This window comes from Vibrio sp. MED222 (genome assembly GCF_000153005.1).
Classification (GTDB): domain Bacteria; phylum Pseudomonadota; class Gammaproteobacteria; order Enterobacterales; family Vibrionaceae; genus Vibrio; species Vibrio tasmaniensis_A.
Genome location: NZ_CH902609.1, coordinates 303,018 through 322,888 on the forward strand (window position 1 = coordinate 303,018; position 19,871 = coordinate 322,888).

Consider the following 19,871-nt stretch of genomic DNA (forward strand, 5'->3'; position numbering starts at 1 on the left):
GCTCAATAACTTATCAAACAATAAGCCGAAGCTTATTGGAAATCCTGCATGTTCCAGTTACCGATATCCGCAGCGATACCTTCACCGCCTTCTTGACCATCAGCGCCAAGAGTAAAGATATCAATCGTACCGTTGTCACCAGGGCTTAGGTATTGGTACTCATTGCCCCATGGGTCGTTAGGCAGACGCTTAATGTAGCCACCGTCACGGTAGTTACGAGGCTCTGGACTGCTTGGCTTAGAAACCAATCCATCAAGGCCTTGATCCGTTGTTGGGTAAACACTGTTATCCAGTTTGTACATATCTAGCGCGTTCTCTAGCGCCACGATATCCGTGATGGCTTTCTGTTGATCCGCCTTCTCTTTGTTACCCAAAAGGTTAGGAACAACAAAGCTGGCTAAAACACCAAGAATAACCACAACAACCATCACTTCCAATAGAGTAAAGCCTGACTGTTTTTTCATTTTATTTTTCATTATTTTCTCCAAATTACAGATAGCGAGTTGAAGGTAATAATGCCCTTCTTCTCGATAATCCAAAAACTAACGTCTGATGAGCAGTACGTTATCCACTCATTAAATTGTTCATTTCAAGCATCGGCATCAGTGTCGCCATCACGATAAACAGCACCAAACCGGCCATCAACGCGATAAGCGCTGGGGTGAAAATGCCTAACGCGATATTAACCGTCGACTCAAAGCTTTGGTCTTGGTTATCTGCCGCTCTTGTCAGCATCTGTTCCAACTGACCACTCTGCTCACCACTGGCGATCATATGCAGCATCATCGGTGGAAAGAGTTTGGTTTGATCCAACGCTTTACGTAAGCTTGCGCCTTCTCTAACACTGTCTGAAGCCTGTAATACTTGTTGTTTCACATGTTGATTCGACATCACATCAACCGCGACCTTCATCCCTTCAAGGATTGGAATCGCACTCGAGGTACAAATTGAGAGTGTTCGTGCAAAACGAGAGGTATTGATCCCTTTCGCAATCTTGCCGATCAGCGGAATACTCAATAGTTTGCGATCCCAGCTCATGCGAACACCCGGCTTTTTGAGCGCGGTCTTAATCAACACAATCACACCAATGATCAACAACAGTAATTGGATGCCCCAATTCTGGATAAATTCACTCGATGCCAATAAAAATTGTGTCGACTGAGGAAGCTCTTGGCCCATTTGGATAATAGGCTCGACGATCTTAGGTACCACGGTTGCCAACAGGAACGAAACAATCGTCACCGCAAACACCACCAGCACCACAGGGTAGATCATCGCTTGTAGCAGCTTAGAGCGCATCTTCTGACGATTTTCTGCGTAATCGGCCAGTCGCTCCAATACCGCATCTAAGTGACCAGACTTCTCACCCGCCGCAACCATGGCCCTAAACAGTTCATCGAAGATGTGTGGATAATCAGACAAGCTATCCGCTAGCGAATAACCTTCTGTCACTTTAGATCGGACTGCCAGTAACATAGTTCGAATACGTGGCTTTTCAGACTGCTCAGCTACCGCTTTCAAGCACTCTTCTAGCGGCATACCTGATTGAACGAGCGTGGATATTTGACGAGTAATCAACGCAAGATCTGGCGTACTGATACCACGCTTAAAGCTGGTCGAAGGCTGAGTACCTTTCGCATTTTTCGCCTTAGCTTCGGTCATCTCAACCGGCATTAAACCTTGTTCTTTTAAACGTTGGCGAGCCTGACGAGCATTATCCGCTTCAATCGAACCCTTTTTGCTCTTACCTTTGGCATCCAGCGCTTTGTATTCAAATGCCGCCATACTAGACTTCCTTAGTCACTCGCATCACTTCTTCTAAGGAAGTTACCCCTTTCAGAACTTTGCTCAAGCCATCATCTCGAATACTTGGGGTTGTGCCACGAATCGCTTTCTCAATTGCCTGTTCTCCAGCTTCACTGTGAATCAGCTCTTGTACCGAATCGTCAATCATCAGTAGCTCATGAATACCGGTACGACCTCGATAACCTTTATGGCCACACTCTTCACAACCTTTTGCATGGTAAAGTGTGAGGCTCTCTTTCTTCTTCATACCAAACAGCTTTTTCTGTTCTTTATCGGCTTCGTAAGGTTCTTTACAGTCGTTACACAGAGTACGAACCAAGCGCTGAGCCAAAACACCCAGCAGAGAAGAAGAGATCAAGAAAGGTTCAATGCCCATATCACGCAGACGCGTGATCGCACCGATTGCCGTATTGGTGTGAAGAGTCGACATGACTAAGTGACCCGTCAAAGAGGCTTGAACAGCGATCTCAGCAGTCTCTAAATCACGGATCTCACCAATCATTACCACATCCGGGTCTTGACGAAGAATGGCGCGTAAGCCGCGCGCAAAGGTCATATCAACCTTAGGGTTTACCTGTGTTTGACCAATACCATCAATATCAAATTCGATTGGATCTTCAACGGTAAGGATGTTGCGTTCGTTACTGTTGAGTTCTTGCAGGCCAGCGTACAAGGTCGTTGATTTACCCGAACCCGTAGGACCGGTAACCAAGATAATACCGTGTGGGCGCTGAATAAGTTTACGGAAGTTCTCGTGGTTCTCTGCCGTCATACCCAAACTGTGTAGATCTAGACGAGTGGCGTTTTTATCCAACAGACGCATTACCACACGTTCACCGTGTGAAGAAGGCATGGTAGATACACGCACATCAACCGCTCGGCCACCGATACGCAGAGAAATACGACCATCTTGTGGCACGCGTTTTTCCGCAATATCCAATTTAGCCATAACCTTTACACGCGAAACCAACAGCGGAGCCAGTTTACGGCTCGGCGCCAACACATCACGTAACACGCCATCAATACGGAAACGGATAGACAGTGACTTTTCGAAGGTTTCGATATGAATATCCGAAGCGCCTTCTTTAATCGCCTCACCCAACATCGCATTAATTAACTTGATGATCGGTGCGTCGTCTTCTGATTCAAGCAAGTCTTCGTCTTGTGGCAACTCTTCCGCTAACGAGAAAAAGTCGTCATTGTCGGCACCAATATCTTCCATTAACTGTCGAGCTTCCGACGAGTCACGCTGATACGCGTCCGTCAGTTTTTTATCAAATTCGTCTGCGCTGATCGCTTGTGGCGTGAAGCCATTTTTCACAACACGGCTCACTTCAATGATCGCCGCCGATTTCAGAGGTTCAACATAATAAAGTACTGGCGCGCGCTCCGGGTGCTGATATTCCAACACCATCTTGTAGCGATTCGCAAAGCTAAACGGCAAGCGCTGATAAGTACGTGCCGCCCCTACCAATTCAGCCATTATTCTGCTTCCATTTGATCGATGAAGGCTTGGATTTCAGCAGGATGATTCATGCTATCGCCAAACTTAGGAAGTACTGGAATATTATCGTTATCCATTAGTTTCAAGCCTTGCTCTGCCTTGTACAGTTGCTCAGCACGGATAAAGTTGTATTTGCGTTGCGTGATACCATCGGCTGTCATGCCATCACGAATAATGGTTGGCTTGATAAATACCATTAGGTTCTTTTTCTCAACCTGAGTACTGGTTGATTTGAACAGGTGTCCAAGAACAGGAATATCACCCAAGAATGGGACCTTAGACTCACTCTCCAGTGCACGCTCGTCAATCAAGCCCCCCAACACCAGCATTTGACCATCTTGAACAATCACTGACGTATTTAGCTGACGCTTAGCAAAACGAACATCTACTGCCCCGTTTGCCCCTAATACGTTCGATACTTCTTGTTCTATTTGCAGTTGAACCGAGTCACCTTCATTGATTTGCGGCACGACTTTTAGCTTAATACCCACTTCTTTACGTTCAACCGTTTGGAATGGATTATCGTTGCTTGAACCTGCTGTAGAACCGGTTAGAACGGGCACCTCTTCACCAACGATAAACGACGCTTCGCCGTTATCCATCACCGTGATACTTGGAGAAGACAGAATGTTTGAGTTTGAATCGGTCGCAACCGCACTGATTAAGGCAGTCCAGTCGCCCATAACCACACTCATTGCAGCACCATTAACGCCAGAAAGAGCAGATGCTAACGTTGAATAGTCACCCTTTTCTGTCGTGGTTTCATTACGTAGGAAATTATTATCCTTATCGTAAACCGCTTTAGTTGTTGTCGAGTCTTTTGCTTCTTCTAGACCCACCATCACACCGCCAATCGATGCACCGGTATTGCTGTACTGAATCATGGCACCCGTTTCTAGGTTGCCCCACTGCACACCTAGGTTAACGCCGTCACCTTCTGCCATTTCAACAATTAAGGCTTCAATCAAAACTTGAGCACGACGGATATCGAGTTGAGCGATCACGTCTTGCAGCGCGTTCATGATGTCTGGCTGTGCGGTAATCACCAACGAGTTAGTATCGCTGTGAGCGGAAATCATCACTTGGTTTCGCTGCGATGAACTGCCTTTAGTTGATGTTTGTTTCTCTGATTGCAGATTGTCAGACACGCCTTTCAGCACATCGACTAAGTCTTCCGCTTTTGCGTATTTAAGGTAGATAACTTGGTTGTTACCCTTAGTCGCCATTTCCACATCAAGCTGTTCAATCAACTTTCTTAAACGACTGCGTACTTTAGGGTCGCCTGAGATAAGAATTGCATTGGTACGCTCATCGGCAACTAATTTAGGCTGTAGGAAGGCAGGGGTGTTTTTAGCATCTGTGGTTTTACTTAGTGCATCGACTATACGCACCATCTCCGCGGCGGAAGCATTCTTTAGTTCAACGACCTCAATCTCTTTATCACCCGCTTGGTCTACACGCTTGATGATCTCTGCTAAACGGTTTACAACCGCCGCACGGCCGGTAATCAAGATGATATTTGCAGGATCGTAGTGCACCACGTTGCCCGCGCCCGCGTTGTCATTCAGTTGACGAAGCAGAGGAGATAGCTCACGAACCGAGACATTACGAACCGTCACAACACGTGTCACAACGCTGTCGCCTGTGATCGAATCACGGTCGCCAACAACTGGGATTGCCGAGGTTTTAGAATCTTTCGCTTTGATGATCTTAAGAACACCTGAGTCCATTTCAACGACTGCATAGCCGTACACTTCTAATACGTTTAAGAAGAAGCTGTAATATTGCTCTTCATTGAGTACGTCGTAGCTGCGTACATCGATTTTTCCGCGCACCGAAGGGTCGACGATGATCGTCTTCTCTAGATTACGGCCAACAATATTAATAAACTCTTGGATATCAGTGCCTTTAAAGCTGGCACTAAAATCACTCGCGATGGCGGCGGGTGTGCAGATTAAGCTTCCTGCCAATAACCATGCACTTTTCTTAAACCAATGCTTCACGTACTTCTCCTACACTTTCGTCCTTCGTTAGACGCAAAGTTTTAAAATTCAATAAACACTTCATGTTGTTGACCATCTCTCTCGACGACGAGATTTAGCTCTGTCAGCTCTGAGATAGAACGGAATATGTTGCCCATAGCAGCGGGGTCTGTCAGGTCTTGCCCATTTAACTGAGTCGCGATATCTCCGTTTTGGAGCCCTACTGAGTTAAAAAGTTCTGAATCTTTGCCTGGACTCACTCGATAACCAATCACTTTATCGTCGCGCTTGACCTGGGACAGTCGAACATATTGGAAGATTTGTTGCGGATCTTTCATTATCTTCGCTTTAATTTCATCTAGCTTTTGCTCTGCTGAAGCAGGGTTATTACCACGAACCGAAGAAGAAGCGCGAGGTGGCGCAGGGGCTGAGACAGCTAAACGCTTGTACTCAATACCTTCAAGCATCAAGGTTTCGTCTCGACCTGAGTTATCAATAATGACACGGTCGACTAATACGGCTTTAAGCTTAGCTCTAGTGCCTTCTATCTCTTCATTAATTCCGTAGGTCGCCTGCGTACCGCGATTAGCGATCACCGCTAAGCTCCGTTTTGGATTAGAACTGGCAACAGCACCGACCAAAACTAGATTTAATCGTGTCTTTGGCGCATCTTGGATAACTTGCTGTTCAACCACAACTGGCGTGGTTGGGTTATAGGCACCAAAAAGGTTGCTCCGCTGCAAAGAAGATATATCAAGGGTCGATTGAGGAGTAGAAAATGATGAAGCTGTTGCTTTCCAAGGCACGACGGTTTGCTCAGCAGGTTCAATAAACCATGCAAGCTGCCCTAAAATCCATGCGGAAGCTGCAATCAACATACAACACATCGCTAGGCTTAGTTTCTGCTGAAGTACAAATCCATTTTCTAATAAGCGGCTCAACACAGGAGAATTTCCTGCGCGATTCTTGAGCTCTAAAAAGTTCACTTTCCTTGCCCCTTTTCATGACGACAAATGCTGCAAATCATTAAACTTTCAGCTTTTTTATTCATTCGTTCGATACCAAGCTTATTTAAGCATAAGATCCTGAACTATATCATAGCAAATCTATAAAGCGGCATTACATGGCTATTTTGTATTATGACTTGAAAAAAATGCCAACCGCCTCCACTTTAAGCTTCTACTTAATGTAATTAAAAGCATGTTGCGCACTGTTCATTACAGTTAAACCGCATTCATTTCTCACTTAATAAGGCGCAGCCCTATATGAAAACTACTAATGAAGCTGTCAGACTCGATAAATGGTTGTGGGCAGCTCGTTTTTACAAAACCCGGTCTATTGCTCGCAATATGGTCGATGGTGGCAAAGTCCACTATAATGGTCAGCGCAGCAAACCAAGTAAAATTGTCGAACTTGGAGCAGTGATTACCCTGCGCCAAGGTAATGAAGAAAAGACGGTGACAATCGAGAAAATCTCGGCCCATCGTGGTGGAGCTCCTATAGCTCAAACCCTCTATGAAGAAACCACCGAGAGCTTGGCAAAGAGAGAAGAGTTTGCAACACAACGTAAACTGAACGCTCATAACCCAGCACCAGAACGTCGCCCAGATAAAAAGCAACGTCGTGACATCATCAAGTTCAAGACTCAATAAGCTAGAAGGAATAGCCAAATGGCCAACCCAATGTCTACAAGTAATGTTTTAAATCGCTACCTATTTGAAGACCTATCAGTTCGTGGTGAATTGGTACAGATGGACGAAGCATACCAACAGATTATTTCTAGCAAGGAATACCCAGCGCCAGTACAAAAGCTGTTGGGTGAGCTACTGGTTTCAACGACGCTACTAACAGCGACTCTAAAGTTTGAAGGCTCTATCACCATGCAACTGCAAGGTGATGGCCCTGTATCTCTAGCTGTTATCAATGGCGATAACGATCAGAAGATCCGTGGCGTTGCTCGCTTTGATGGTGACATTGCCGACGACGCTGGCCTGCACGATCTAATAGGTAAAGGTCACCTAGTGATCACTATCGATCCTAAAAAAGGTGAGCGTTACCAAGGTATCGTTGGTCTTGAAGGTGACACTTTAGCTGAAGTCCTTGAAGGTTACTTCGCAAACTCTGAACAGCTAAAGACACGTCTATGGTTGCGCACTGGCGAGCATGAAGGTAAAGCACACGCTGCTGGTATGTTGCTACAAGTGATGCCAGACGGCACTGGTACGCCAGACGACTTCGAGCACCTAGAGCAGCTAACTGACACAGTTAAAAATGAAGAGCTATTCACTCTAGAAGCAAACGAACTGCTTTACCGTTTGTACAACCAAGAGAAAGTACAACTGTTCACACCACAACCGGTTGAATTCTTCTGTGGTTGTTCACGTGACCGAAGCGGTGCCGCTATCATTACTGTCGCTCAAGAAGAGATCTACGACATCCTTAGCACTGAAGGCAGCGTTGCTCTACACTGCGATTACTGTGGCACAAACTACTCGTTCGACAAGAATGATGTTGATGCTCTGTATGCAGAAGCGGCAGATAAAGGCAGCAATACGGTTCATTAATTTACGGCGTACCAAAAACACGTAATTTACCCCAAAAAGGTCAGCACTACGCTGGCCTTTTTTGTGATCAAAATATCGCAAACTCCGTAACATCTCGTAATAAAATCACCTCTTAATTTTAATCAATTAATAATGTTCTCTCCTCTAGCGCAAAGGTTTGCGTACAGGATAGACTAGTCAGGCCAATATGTGATGAGGCGCTTAAAACCCCATGGTTAATATGGATATTTTTTGAGCTATATCCCTGTTTCCCCCGAGCCTCGTTGCTAGCATGGTGAGCAGATAACAATAAAAAATTAATACAAAATCCCTACAAAATATCCTACAAGGAGCACCTATGACCGTTATGGAACATACTAAGGCTGCACAAATTGATCTAACTAAGCACGGACTGACTGGCGTTACTGAAGTTCTTCGTAACCCTAGCTACGAGCAGTTATTCGTTGAAGAGACACTGCCAGGTTTGGAAGGCTACGAAAAAGGCGTAGTAACGGAACTAGGCTCTGTTGCGGTTGACACTGGTATCTTTACTGGCCGCTCACCAAAAGATAAGTACATTGTTAAAGATGACACCACGCGCGATACCATGTGGTGGTCAGATCAAGGCAAAAACGACAACAAACCGATTACAACTGAAGTATGGGATGAGCTTAAAGAGCTTGTGACAACTCAGCTATCTGGCAAGCGCCTGTTTGTCATTGACGGTTACTGTGGTGCTAACCCTGATACGCGCTTAAGTGTACGTATTATCACTGAAGTAGCATGGCAAGCGCACTTCGTTAAGAACATGTTCATTCGTCCAACAGACGAAGAGCTAGCAACGTTCGAACCTGATTTCGTGGTAATGAACGGTGCTAAAACAACTAACCCTAACTGGGAAAAGCAGGGTCTCAACTCTGAAAACTTCGTTGCTTTCAACCTAACAGAACGCGTTCAAATCATCGGTGGTACTTGGTACGGCGGTGAGATGAAGAAAGGCATGTTCGCAATGATGAACTACCTACTTCCTCTGCAAGGCATTGCTTCAATGCACTGTAGTGCTAACGTCGGTGAAGAAGGCGATGTGGCGATTTTCTTCGGTCTATCAGGCACAGGTAAAACAACCCTTTCAACCGACCCTAAACGTGAGCTAATCGGTGATGATGAGCACGGTTGGGATGACGATGGTATCTTCAATTTCGAAGGTGGTTGTTACGCCAAGACCATTCGCCTATCTAAAGAAGCAGAACCTGAAATCTACAATGCTATCCGTCGCGATGCGCTACTAGAAAACGTAACGGTTCGTGGCGATGGTTCTATCGATTTTGATGACGGCTCAAAAACCGAGAACACTCGTGTTTCTTACCCGATTCACCATATCGACAACATCGTTAAGCCAGTATCAAAAGCCGGTCACGCTCAAAAGGTTATCTTCCTGACTGCTGATGCATTTGGTGTGTTACCACCTGTTTCTAAACTGACTCCAGAGCAAACGAAGTACCACTTCCTATCTGGCTTCACTGCGAAACTAGCAGGTACAGAGCGTGGTATTACTGAACCAACACCAACGTTCTCTGCGGCATTTGGGGCGGCATTCCTAACTCTTCATCCAACTCAGTACGCTGAAGTACTTGTGAAGCGTATGGAAGCAGCTGGCGCTGAAGCTTACCTTGTGAACACTGGTTGGAATGGCACTGGCAAACGTATCTCAATCCAAGATACTCGTGGCATCATCGACGCTATCCTAGATGGCTCAATCGACCAAGCTGAGACTAAGGTTATCCCTATGTTTAACCTAGAAGTACCACTAGCGTTGCACGATGTTGACCCAGCGATTCTTGATCCACGTGACACGTACACTGACCCTCTACAATGGGAAAGCAAAGCGAAAGATCTAGCAGAGCGCTTCATCAACAACTTTGATAAGTACACAGACAACGCTGAAGGTAAGTCACTGGTTGCGGCTGGCCCTCAACTGGACTAACCCAATCATCTGCTCGGGCCAAGCCAAAAGCGAACGCCCAATTTAAAATGATATTTTTGTAGCAAGCCCCTCTTTTGAGGGGCTTTTTTGTTGATGCTTGACCCTTTTTGTTCCACTCTGTTTTAAGACGATTGAAATTTAAGGCTTTCAGGGAATGAAAAAGGTATTCATGGTGTTCGGCATTGCGTTGGCTATCGCCGTTGCAACTATCGCAGCATTGCTATTAAGCCTGCAAACCCAATACCGTACGGATATTACTAACTTTTTTATCAAACATGCGATTGAACAACCTGTGCTCATTGAAGATGTTGAGTACCAGTCGCCTTATCACATCACCTTAATGGGCATTACCCAAAGCCAACCTGAAAAACAAACACCGCTGTATATCGACAAGATTGACCTTTGGTTCAGCTCCAGCTCGATTACGGAGGCCAAACTGGTCTTTGAATCTGTTTTGATCAGTGGCCTACAGTTAGAAGCCGACGACCTAGAAACGCTCACCTCTTTATTTACCCAGCCAAGCATTAAGATCCACCAGCTGGCCATCAACAATCTCGACTTTTCAACCCCAGACTTTAACGCGCGAGGCATCGACCTTCAGATCTCCGACCCAACGTGGAACAACGACAACTCACTTCTACCTTATGGAAAAACCCAACTTTCTGCCTCACAGCTGTATTGGCAAGGCGAAGCGTTCGATAACCTGTTGATTGACCTAGATCTTAAACCAAGTGATAGCACCCTGTATGGCGCTTCGTTTGACTGGCGTGGTGCCAAAATTTCTGGTCAAGCAGAGCAGTATCAGCAAGATTGGTCGTTGGTGAATGTGACCGTCGATGGCTTGCGACTCAATCAGAAACAGACCCAAAGCCTACTAAGCAAAGAATGGGATGTGGCAGGTATTCAGATCAATCACATCAATAGCTTAGATATTCTGCGTAGCGATGTAGAGTGGCAAGATGGCCACCTCGCAGCTTTTGATGCCTCGTTAGAAAATATCCAACTGCCTTTTGAGCTGTGGAAGCAACAGAGAGCCATTTTCTCTCTGCAAGCAGAGGGAGTGAGCATTGATGATGACATGTTCATAGAGCCAAGTATCAAGCTCAATTTAGATCCGAACCAGATTCTGATTGAAGACTTCTATACTCAATTCCTACAGGGCACTGTTCAACTTAATGGCAAAGTAACCCCTAACAGCATTCTATTAGCACAGCTCGACCTGCAAGGTATAAAGTGGATTACGGAAAGCCAAGATAGCCCTCTACCCGCCACTCTCTTGATACCTTGGCTCACGCAGCTCCAGAATGTCGAAATTAGCCGAATTAACATAGAACGCAACCAACTTATCCAACTTGCACAAAAGCCTTACTGGCAGGTCTCAGGATTACATATCGAGGGGTATCAAGTTCAACTTTTACAGGATAGAAAGCTAGGTCTGTGGCAAGGAAAGCTGATGGCCAGCGCGAATGATGCCAGCTATCAAAACATTATTAGCGCACAGCCAGTGGTTGAGATGAATAGCGAGCAAGGAAAATGGACGCTGACACGCCTGTTTATGCCACTAAAGCACGGCTATATTGAAGCCAACGCAACACTCGACTTCAACAAAATCAGTAAGCCATGGAGCTTAGAGATCTCTGCCGATGGATTACCGATAGCACCCATGTTACAGCAACTTGAACTACCGCTCGACGCAACCGGTTATGGCGAATTTGAACTTCAAGCTGCGGGTTTATACGGCGATTCATTAATGCTCGGCTATTCCACAACAGGTCAACTCACTGGTAGCGTTCGCCAAGGTGTGATGACCTTTAATGATAAGCTTTCTGAAACATCGACTGATAACGTATTTGAAATCCCAGAGCTCAATGCGAATTTTGACCGTGGACGCTTCACACTTGAACCAGTGCACATTATTGGTGCATCGGCAGCAGAGCAAAGCGAACAAAGGATTCAAACGTTAAATGGCGAAATTTCTGGAGAGCTCGACTTGCTAAAAACCGAGCAACACACTCTCTCTATTTCACTATCCGACCCATGCCACCAAATATCAGGAAAGCTCACCCAAGCTGAGTATTCCGAGATTAACGACTGCCAACAAAAAAGCGCCACTCCACAAGAGTAGCGCCTTCTATCTGTATCTTTATCTGCTAGCCATTGTCAGCTATACGCTTACGTTGGAGTCTGTTGATAATCTCTTTTTGTAGTCAGGGATCAGCATATAGGTTCCCGTAAACTCAACCGCCTCCACGTCGCCACTGTTAATGGTCACGTGAATGATGATACGAGCTTTTCTTCCAGACGCGAGGCGATCTAAATCGCCACTGATCCCATCCAATGACGTGGATGCCACTGGGTTTTGCTCAACTGGATGACGGTAACGAATATTACTATCTGCTAGTACGATATCACCTGTCAACCCACGCTCCTTCATTAGTAACCAAGTCATACCCCAACCGGTTAAGGTCGCCAAGGTAAAGGCTGAGCCAGCAAACATGGTGTTATGAGGGTTAAGGTTTGGATTCAACTGAGCACTACACTCGAACTGATAACCCGTGTATTGGTTAATCTTGATGCCCATCTTGTCACTGATCGGGATCTGATGCTCCCAGCGCTGCTGAAGCTCATTACACCATTCTGGTTTGCGCAGTACATCAGCCATTGGATCAAGAGGTTTTACCATCTGTTGGTGACGCACAGGCCCACGTTGGTCGTTAATCTCACCACGACGCTCAAACTCATTCTTCTCATAGAATGAGATCGCATCTTCACGAGCATTACACACCAAACGCTTCGCACCTTCTTGACGTGCCAGTGACTCTAGCGCAACCAAGATAAGTGAGCCCATGCCTTTGCTTTGGCGAGAGTTCTTCACCGCCATATAGCGAATCTGCCCCTCTAGATCTGGGGTGATATAGAGACGACCAATCGCCATCGGGCGACCTCGACCATCAACAATCATGCGATGGTGACTCATTGGGTCATATTCATCGCGCTCTGAACCGACCGGCATTCGCCAAGGTTCACGGAGCATTTGCCAACGAAAATGGTAATACTTGTTCAGTTGATTTTCGGTGGTCGGGGTTATGAGTTTAAACATGCTTATTCCTTTAAGCCTAAACCTGCAGCCAGAATGTCACTGGGCCATCATTAACCAAAGACACTTTCATGTCGGCTGCGAATCGGCCACGTTCCGTTGGCAACACTGATTCACATTGGTCAGAGAAGTAGTTGTAAAGACGCTCTGCATCTTCTGGGTGAGCACCGCGAGAAAATCCAGCTCGTGTCCCTTTCTTGGTGTCAGCTGGCAAAGTGAATTGAGACACCACTAATACCTTACCTTCTACCTGCTTCACGTTAAGGTTCATTTTATCGTCTTCATCTCCAAAGACACGATAAGTGGTCACTCGTTCCATCAAACGTTTGGCTTTGGCTTCGTCATCACCTTTTTCTACACCTAACAGAACTAATAAGCCTTGCTCAATCTCACCCACTACTTCGCCATCAACACGGACGGCAGCTTCACTTACTCTCTGGATCAGTGCTATCACTGTTGTTTCCTTGCTCTGTAATTTTGTCTTTATCCGACGAGTGTACCATTTCTTGAGAGTCACTCCACTGTTCCTGCTCGCCCAACGCGGCCGTCACTTCAGCACCCACTAACACAATCAACCAGCACAAATAGACCCAAACAAAAAGAATGGGAATCGCCGCTAATGCGCCATAAATCAACTGGTAAGACGGAAACTGAGTAATGTAAGCTGCAAAGCCTTTCTTGCTGAGTTCGAACAACAGAGCCGCCACTAGAGAGCCAGCTGCCGCATGAGAAAAGTGAATCTTTTTGTTGGGAACCAACAGATACAGACCGAAAAACGCAAAGAATGAGGTAATCAAAGGGAGCTTGCGAATCACGGTATTAAAAGCACTCGACACGACTTCGTTTTGTAACAAGTTTAATGATGTCACATACGACGTTGCAGCAATGCTCGCTCCGATCAAAATAGGCCCAAGTGTTAGCACCATCCAATACATCGAAAAAGACAACACAGCACGTCGCTTTTCCGTTACTCGCCAGATGTAGTTTAGGTTTTTATCAATATTGGAGATCAGCATCAGAGCGGCAATGAATAAGAACACACTGCCCACCGCCGTCATCTTGCCGGTATTAGCAACAAACTCCAGTAAAGCACCATGCACCGCATCCCCGGAAGCGGGAACAAAGTTGGTAATAACGAAGTTTTGAATCACTAAACCAACATCAGCAAAAACTGAAAATGACGACAAAATAGAGAGCAAAACCGTCAACATCGGTACGATCGAGAGCAAAGTAATGTACGCCAAGTACCCTGCATTCACATTAACTCTATCGTGCGTCATCCGCGTAAGAAGATAGCGGGAAAACTGGATGCTTCCTGTAGCTGCCTTTTTTATCTTCAACTTGTAACTCCCTGGTAACTCGTTCATAGTCCTAATTAATATTCCGTTATATTAATCACAGTAAGTAAATGTTCAAAAATAGCGTAGGAAAAAGGCTTGAGAACAAGGCAGAGTTTTGTGATAAGTAGTTATTCTACAATCAAAAACTCTAACGCCGTTATCGAGCATTTTAACAAGCTAGGTTGAGCAGTTATTTACTACGATTGATATTATTTAACTATAGGAAACTAGGATGCCTTATTTAATAGTTATAGTCCTCTCTATTTTTACTCTTACTGGATGCCAATCAGCTTATTACTCCGCCATGGAGCAAGTGGGTTACCACAAGCGTGACATTATGGTTGATAGAGTGGAAGACGCTAAAGAGTCGCAACAGGACGCTCAGGAAGAGTTTACTAGCGCACTTGAAGCTTTGAGTAGCCTAACTAATTTTAGTGGCGGCGACCTTGAAGACATGTACAACAAGATTAATGATAAATACCAAGACAGTGAAAAAGCCGCACAAAATGTCAGTGACCGCATTGCTGCGATTGAAGATGTGTCGGATGCGCTATTTGCAGAATGGCAGGGAGAGTTGGACCTTTACACCAGCGATTCACTGCGTCGTTCAAGTGAGAAAAAGCTGCGTGAAACCAAATCGTCTTACCAGACTATGCTTTCAGCGATGAAACGGGCTGAGAAGAAAATGGATCCGGTACTCAACACTCTTCGCGACAACACGCTTTATCTCAAACACAACCTCAATGCGAGTGCCGTTGGTTCATTGCAGGGAGAGTTTATGAGCTTAGAAAAAGACATCGCCTACGCGATAACACAGATGAATGCTGCGATAGCTGAGTCGGATAAGTTCTTAGCACAACTCAACCAAAAATAACGCTTCAGAGACAGAACACGATGAAGCCAATCATTATTACTGGCGGCCCCGGAGCCGGAAAAACAACTCTGATTAATGCCTTGGGTGACATAGGTTACCCAACCTTCGCAGAATCCTCTCGCCAATTGATAGAACAACAGAGCCAACTTGAGAACGGTATCTTACCTTGGTTAGACCTACCGGGCTTTGCTCGCTTGTGTTTAGACGTGATGAGCGAGCAAAAAGAGCAAGCGAAGCAGCACCAAATTGCTTTTCTTGACCGTGCGATTCCAGATATCTGTGGTTACTTAGCTCAGGCTAATCTTGAGATTGATGCGAACTACCGAGAAGCGAGCCAAGGCTACCACCCCCAAGTGCTGTTCTGTCGTCCTGAGGCATCGATTTACGTACAAGATGATGTGAGACCTTATCCGTTTGAGGAGGCATTAGAGATTCACCACGCGCTAGTCAGAGTCTATCAAAAGCTAGGTTATGAGGTGATCGAAGTGCCATTTATGTCGGTCGATGAGCGGCTTCAATTCGTTGAGCGTTACTTAGGTATCAAAAGCTAGATCCCCAACTCGGTCGTTGCTCCCTCTTGAGGATGACGAATACTTGAACGCCCTTCGTATCCTGCATCTCGTTTACCCGTATCTACTCCAACACCATATAAAACAAAAGCCCCGAGCAGCTAGGCTACACGGGGCTTTCTTATTTATTCTAAAACGTATTGCTTGAATAGCTAGAAGCTAGTCAACTGGCAATTAAGCCTTAGCTGGACGTGCTGCACGCTTACGTTCGTTTTCAGTAAGAAGCTTCTTACGGATACGTACGTTTAGTGGCGTTACTTCTACTAGTTCATCTTCATCGATAAACTCAAGAGCTTGCTCTAGAGTGTGCTTGATCGGTGGAGAAAGAACTTGTGCTTCATCAGTACCAGATGCACGAACGTTCGTTAGTTGCTTACCTTTCAGACAGTTTACTGTCAGGTCGTTTGAACGGTTGTGAATACCGATTACTTGACCTTCATAAACTTCATCAGCGTGCTCTGTAAATAGACGACCACGAGCTTGAAGGAAGAACAATGCGTAAGTCAGTGCTTTACCAGTCGCGTTCGAGATTAGAACACCGTTGTTACGTTGACCAATGATACCGCCTTTGTAAGGACCGTAGTGATCGAACGAGTGGTAAATAAGACCAGAACCAGACGTCATTGTAAGGAATTCAGTTTGGAAACCGATAAGACCACGAGAAGGCATCATGAAGTCCATGCGAACACGGCCTTTACCATCTGGTGCCATATCTGTTAGCTCACCCTTACGTAGACCGATGCTTTCCATGATCGCACCTTGGTGCTCTTCAACTACATCGATAGTAACCGTTTCGAACGGTTCCATTTTCTGACCATCTTCTTCTTTGATGATTACTTCTGGACGAGATACTGCTAGCTCGAAACCTTCACGACGCATGTTTTCGATCAGGATAGAAAGGTGAAGTTCACCACGGCCTGATACGCGGAAACGGTCTGGACTTTCAGTTTCTTCAACACGTAGTGCAACGTTATGAACCAATTCTTTTTCAAGACGCTCAAGGATGTTACGTGAAGTTACAAACTTACCTTCTTTACCCGCGAACGGAGAAGTGTTTACTTGGAACGTCATTGTTACTGTTGGTTCATCAACAGACAGTGGTTCCATTGCTTCAACAGTGTTTACGTCACAGATAGTGTCTGAAATTTTCAACTCACCAAGACCTGTGATTGCAATGATGTCGCCAGCGTTAGCTTGTTCTACTTCGTGACGCTCAAGACCTAGGTAACCAAGTACAGTACCTACTTTACCGTTACGTTTTTTGCCTTCAGCATTCACGATAGTTACTTGTTGGTTTGGCTTAACAGAACCACGAGTAACACGAGCAACACCGATAACACCTACATAAGAGCTGTAATCAAGTTGCGAAATTTGCATTTGTAGTGGACCGTCAAGGTCAACTGCTGGCGCTTCTACTGTATCAACAACAGCTTGGAACAATGGTTCCATGTTCTCGCCAGTTTCACCTTCAGTCATTGTTGCCCAACCGTTTAGAGCTGAAGCGTAAACAACGGTGAAGTCTAGTTGCTCATCTGTAGCACCTAGGTTGTCGAAAAGGTCGAATACTTGATCCATAACCCAATCAGGACGAGCGCCTGGGCGGTCAATCTTGTTGATTACAACGATTGGCTTAAGACCGTGTGCGAATGCTTTTTGCGTTACGAAACGAGTTTGAGGCATTGGACCATCAACTGCGTCAACGATAAGCAGAACAGAATCAACCATAGACATGATACGCTCAACTTCACCACCGAAGTCCGCGTGTCCCGGAGTATCTACGATGTTGATGCGGTAATCATTCCAGTTGATTGCTGTGTTCTTCGCAAGGATTGTAATGCCACGCTCTTTTTCGATGTCATTCGAATCCATGACACGCTCTTCAGCTTCACCACGAGACTCAAGAGTGCCTGACTGTTGTAGTAGTTTATCAACCAAAGTCGTTTTACCGTGGTCAACGTGCGCGATGATCGCGATATTTCTTAACTTATCAATCTGTGGAGTAGACATGGATTCTCGATTCACTCATAAAAGTAGCCGTCACTTATCTCAAAAGTTTGGATAATAACCGCTAGCTTGATTTAAAAAACGGTCAATAATATACCAGATTCTAGACAAAAACCCAGAAATATGTGATCTGAACCAAGGCTTTTTTCTTTATTAGCGATTCATATCCGCTTAACTTTGGTTCCGTACAGTGTCTAGTCGACTAATTCGTAGGGTTATCGAAAAGTATCACCCGCGAAGTGGGCAACCAAATCTCAGGTAAAATAACAAAAGTGGATTGACAACTTAGGCAATTCATTGCTGAATGGTGTTCGCTTATGTCTCATATTGGTGCACAGATAAACAGTTGCACCAATACCGTGCAATCAAAGATCATTTTGGTGCAAAAGTCAGAGTTCGCAAATAAAGAAAACAAGTAAATCATTGAAATTAATGGAATAATTTTTTTGGCACGTTTTTGGCTATAGATAAATCAGCATCGATTAATGCACGTATAGACATTAATCAATGCTGGTTTCAACCGAATCGAGCTAATACCGAATTAATAACACTGGAGGTTATCCAAGATGTCAGTAGAAAATGTACTATCCCTGATCCAAGAGAACGAAGTTAAATTTATCGACTTACGTTTTACTGATACAAAAGGTAAAGAGCAGCACATCTCTATTCCTTCTCACCAAGTTGATGCAGACTTCTTCGAAGAAGGCAAAATGTTTGACGGCTCTTCAGTAGCTGGGTGGAAAGGCATTAATGAATCTGACATGGTAATGATGCCAGACGCAGCTTCTGCTGTACTGGACCCATTCACAGAAGATGCAACGCTAAACATCCGTTGTGACATCCTTGAGCCTGCAACAATGCAAGGCTACGACCGTGACCCACGCTCTATCGCTAAACGTTCTGAAGAATACCTACGTTCTACGGGTATCGCAGACACAGTTCTAGTGGGTCCAGAGCCAGAATTCTTCCTATTCGATGACGTTAAGTTCTCAAACGACATGTCTGGTTCTTTCTTCAAGATTGATGATGTAGAAGCCGCTTGGAACACAGGTTCTGACATCGAAGGCGGTAACAAAGGTCACCGTCCTGGCGTTAAAGGCGGTTACTTCCCAGTAGCTCCTGTCGATTCATCTCAAGATATCCGTTCAGCAATGTGTCTAGTAATGGAAGAGATGGGCCTAGTTGTTGAAGCTCACCACCACGAAGTTGCAACTGCGGGTCAAAACGAAATCGCAACTCGCTTCAACACGCTAACAACAAAAGCGGATGAGACTCAAATCTACAAGTACGTTGTACACAACGTTGCGCACGCATTTGGCAAAACAGCGACATTCATGCCTAAGCCACTAGTTGGTGACAACGGTTCTGGCATGCACGTTCACATGTCATTGAACAAAGATGGACAAAACTTGTTTGCTGGTGATAAGTACGGCGGCCTATCTGAAATGGCTCTTTACTACATCGGTGGTGTAATCAAGCACGCTCGCGCAATCAACGCATTTGCTAACCCATCAACGAACTCATACAAGCGTCTTGTACCTGGTTTCGAAGCACCTGTAATGCTTGCTTACTCAGCACGTAACCGTTCTGCTTCCATCCGTATCCCAGTAGTACCAAGCCCGAAAGCACGTCGTATCGAGCTACGTTTTGGTGACCCAGCAGCTAACCCATACCTATGCTACTCAGCAATGCTTATGGCTGGCCTTGACGGTATTAAGAACAAGATCCACCCTGGCGAAGCTATGGATAAAGATCTATACGACCTTCCTGCAGAAGAAGCAGCTGAAATCCCAACAGTTGCAGAATCTCTACAAGGTGCTCTAGCAGCACTTAACGAAGACCGTGAGTTCCTAACTGCTGGTGGCGTATTCTCTGACGACTTCATCGATTCTTACATCACTCTGAAATCTGATGACGTACAGCGCGTGAACATGGCTACACACCCACTTGAGTTTGAACTGTACTACTCAGTTTAATCCTTAGTCGGTTAGCATGTAATTCTTACTGCAATAAAAGCTATTGCAACATGTAAGAAGCACTAAAAAATATTAGGCTCGCCTCGCAGGCGGGCCTTTTTTCTATTCTCCCTCCCCCAGCTTCCTCGTACCATATCTTAAACAAAAGCCCTCAGAGGCTGTTGCTATAAATACAATAAAATCAATAACAAA

The 19,871-nt window shown here is 45.3% G+C and carries 16 protein-coding genes; 7 read left to right on the forward strand and 9 right to left on the reverse strand.

The annotated features are described in order from the left end of the window. Positions 1 to 32: 32 nt before the first annotated feature. The 5 genes from gspG to gspC all read right to left on the reverse strand — a co-directional run bounded on the left by gspG (position 33) and on the right by gspC (position 6,278). A complete protein-coding gene (gene gspG / locus MED222_RS05730) occupies positions 33 to 476 on the reverse strand; it encodes a type II secretion system major pseudopilin GspG (RefSeq protein WP_009848023.1) in 444 nt (147 codons plus the stop codon). An 88-nt stretch (positions 477 to 564) separates the two neighbouring features. After that, entirely contained in the window at positions 565 to 1,785 is a 1,221-nt protein-coding gene (gene gspF, locus MED222_RS05725) for a type II secretion system inner membrane protein GspF (RefSeq protein ID WP_009848024.1), read from the reverse strand. A gap of 1 nt (position 1,786) precedes the next feature. Further along, complete coding sequence (gspE, locus tag MED222_RS05720; protein WP_009848025.1) at positions 1,787 to 3,289, reverse strand: type II secretion system ATPase GspE; 1,503 nt, start codon at positions 3,287 to 3,289, stop codon at positions 1,787 to 1,789. Next, positions 3,289 to 5,313, reverse strand: coding sequence for a type II secretion system secretin GspD (gspD, locus tag MED222_RS05715; RefSeq protein WP_009848026.1), 2,025 nt, complete (start codon positions 5,311 to 5,313; stop codon positions 3,289 to 3,291). Before gspD ends, gspE begins: the two co-directional genes overlap by 1 nt. A 41-nt stretch (positions 5,314 to 5,354) precedes the next feature. Continuing rightward, positions 5,355 to 6,278 carry a type II secretion system protein GspC gene (gspC, locus tag MED222_RS05710; protein WP_009848027.1) on the reverse strand — a complete coding sequence of 308 codons (924 nt, stop codon included), beginning with the start codon at positions 6,276 to 6,278 and terminating at the stop codon, positions 5,355 to 5,357. A gap of 279 nt (positions 6,279 to 6,557) precedes the next feature. Here gspC and hslR point away from each other — a divergent pair, with 279 nt between their 5' ends. The 4 genes from hslR to MED222_RS05690 all read left to right on the forward strand — a co-directional run bounded on the left by hslR (position 6,558) and on the right by MED222_RS05690 (position 11,944). Beyond that, on the forward strand, positions 6,558 to 6,944 hold the full coding sequence (gene hslR / locus MED222_RS05705) for a ribosome-associated heat shock protein Hsp15 (protein WP_009848028.1): 387 nt from the start codon (positions 6,558 to 6,560) through the stop codon (positions 6,942 to 6,944). A gap of 18 nt (positions 6,945 to 6,962) precedes the next feature. Then, positions 6,963 to 7,856 carry an Hsp33 family molecular chaperone HslO gene (gene hslO / locus MED222_RS05700; protein ID WP_009848029.1) on the forward strand — a complete coding sequence of 298 codons (894 nt, stop codon included), beginning with the start codon at positions 6,963 to 6,965 and terminating at the stop codon, positions 7,854 to 7,856. 337 nt (positions 7,857 to 8,193) lie between these two features. Next, positions 8,194 to 9,819, forward strand: a complete 1,626-nt coding sequence (gene pckA / locus MED222_RS05695; protein WP_009848030.1) for a phosphoenolpyruvate carboxykinase (ATP) — start codon at positions 8,194 to 8,196, stop codon at positions 9,817 to 9,819. 154 nt (positions 9,820 to 9,973) lie between these two features. After that, on the forward strand, positions 9,974 to 11,944 hold the full coding sequence (locus MED222_RS05690; RefSeq protein ID WP_009848031.1) for an AsmA family protein: 1,971 nt from the start codon (positions 9,974 to 9,976) through the stop codon (positions 11,942 to 11,944). 39 nt (positions 11,945 to 11,983) lie between these two features. Here MED222_RS05690 and MED222_RS05685 read toward each other — a convergent pair whose 3' ends face one another. The 3 genes from MED222_RS05685 to MED222_RS05675 are packed head-to-tail and all read right to left on the reverse strand — an operon-like array spanning position 11,984 to position 14,283. Next, entirely contained in the window at positions 11,984 to 12,919 is a 936-nt protein-coding gene (locus tag MED222_RS05685; protein WP_009848032.1) for a bifunctional GNAT family N-acetyltransferase/hotdog fold thioesterase, read from the reverse strand. Between the two features lie 16 nt (positions 12,920 to 12,935). Then, positions 12,936 to 13,370, reverse strand: coding sequence for a D-aminoacyl-tRNA deacylase (dtd, locus tag MED222_RS05680; RefSeq protein WP_004735590.1), 435 nt, complete (start codon positions 13,368 to 13,370; stop codon positions 12,936 to 12,938). Then, on the reverse strand, positions 13,342 to 14,283 hold the full coding sequence (locus tag MED222_RS05675) for a virulence factor BrkB family protein (RefSeq protein WP_012603002.1): 942 nt from the start codon (positions 14,281 to 14,283) through the stop codon (positions 13,342 to 13,344). Before MED222_RS05675 ends, dtd begins: the two co-directional genes overlap by 29 nt. A gap of 205 nt (positions 14,284 to 14,488) precedes the next feature. Here MED222_RS05675 and MED222_RS05670 point away from each other — a divergent pair, with 205 nt between their 5' ends. Together MED222_RS05670 and MED222_RS05665 are read left to right on the forward strand one after the other, a co-directional pair. Next, positions 14,489 to 15,130: a DUF2959 domain-containing protein gene (locus MED222_RS05670; RefSeq protein WP_017099568.1), complete on the forward strand. Its 642-nt coding sequence runs from the start codon at positions 14,489 to 14,491 to the stop codon at positions 15,128 to 15,130. A 20-nt stretch (positions 15,131 to 15,150) separates the two neighbouring features. Beyond that, positions 15,151 to 15,681 carry an AAA family ATPase gene (locus tag MED222_RS05665; protein ID WP_009848035.1) on the forward strand — a complete coding sequence of 177 codons (531 nt, stop codon included), beginning with the start codon at positions 15,151 to 15,153 and terminating at the stop codon, positions 15,679 to 15,681. Positions 15,682 to 15,873: 192 nt separating this feature from the next. On the opposite strand, the gene typA is transcribed toward MED222_RS05665, so the two are convergent. Next, on the reverse strand, positions 15,874 to 17,706 hold the full coding sequence (gene typA / locus MED222_RS05660) for a translational GTPase TypA (protein ID WP_009848036.1): 1,833 nt from the start codon (positions 17,704 to 17,706) through the stop codon (positions 15,874 to 15,876). A gap of 563 nt (positions 17,707 to 18,269) precedes the next feature. Here typA and glnA point away from each other — a divergent pair. Continuing rightward, the gene (gene glnA / locus MED222_RS05655; protein ID WP_009848037.1) at positions 18,270 to 19,679 is read left to right on the forward strand and encodes a glutamate--ammonia ligase; all 1,410 of its coding nucleotides are present in this window, start codon (positions 18,270 to 18,272) and stop codon (positions 19,677 to 19,679) included. The last annotated feature ends 192 nt before the right edge of the window (positions 19,680 to 19,871 follow it).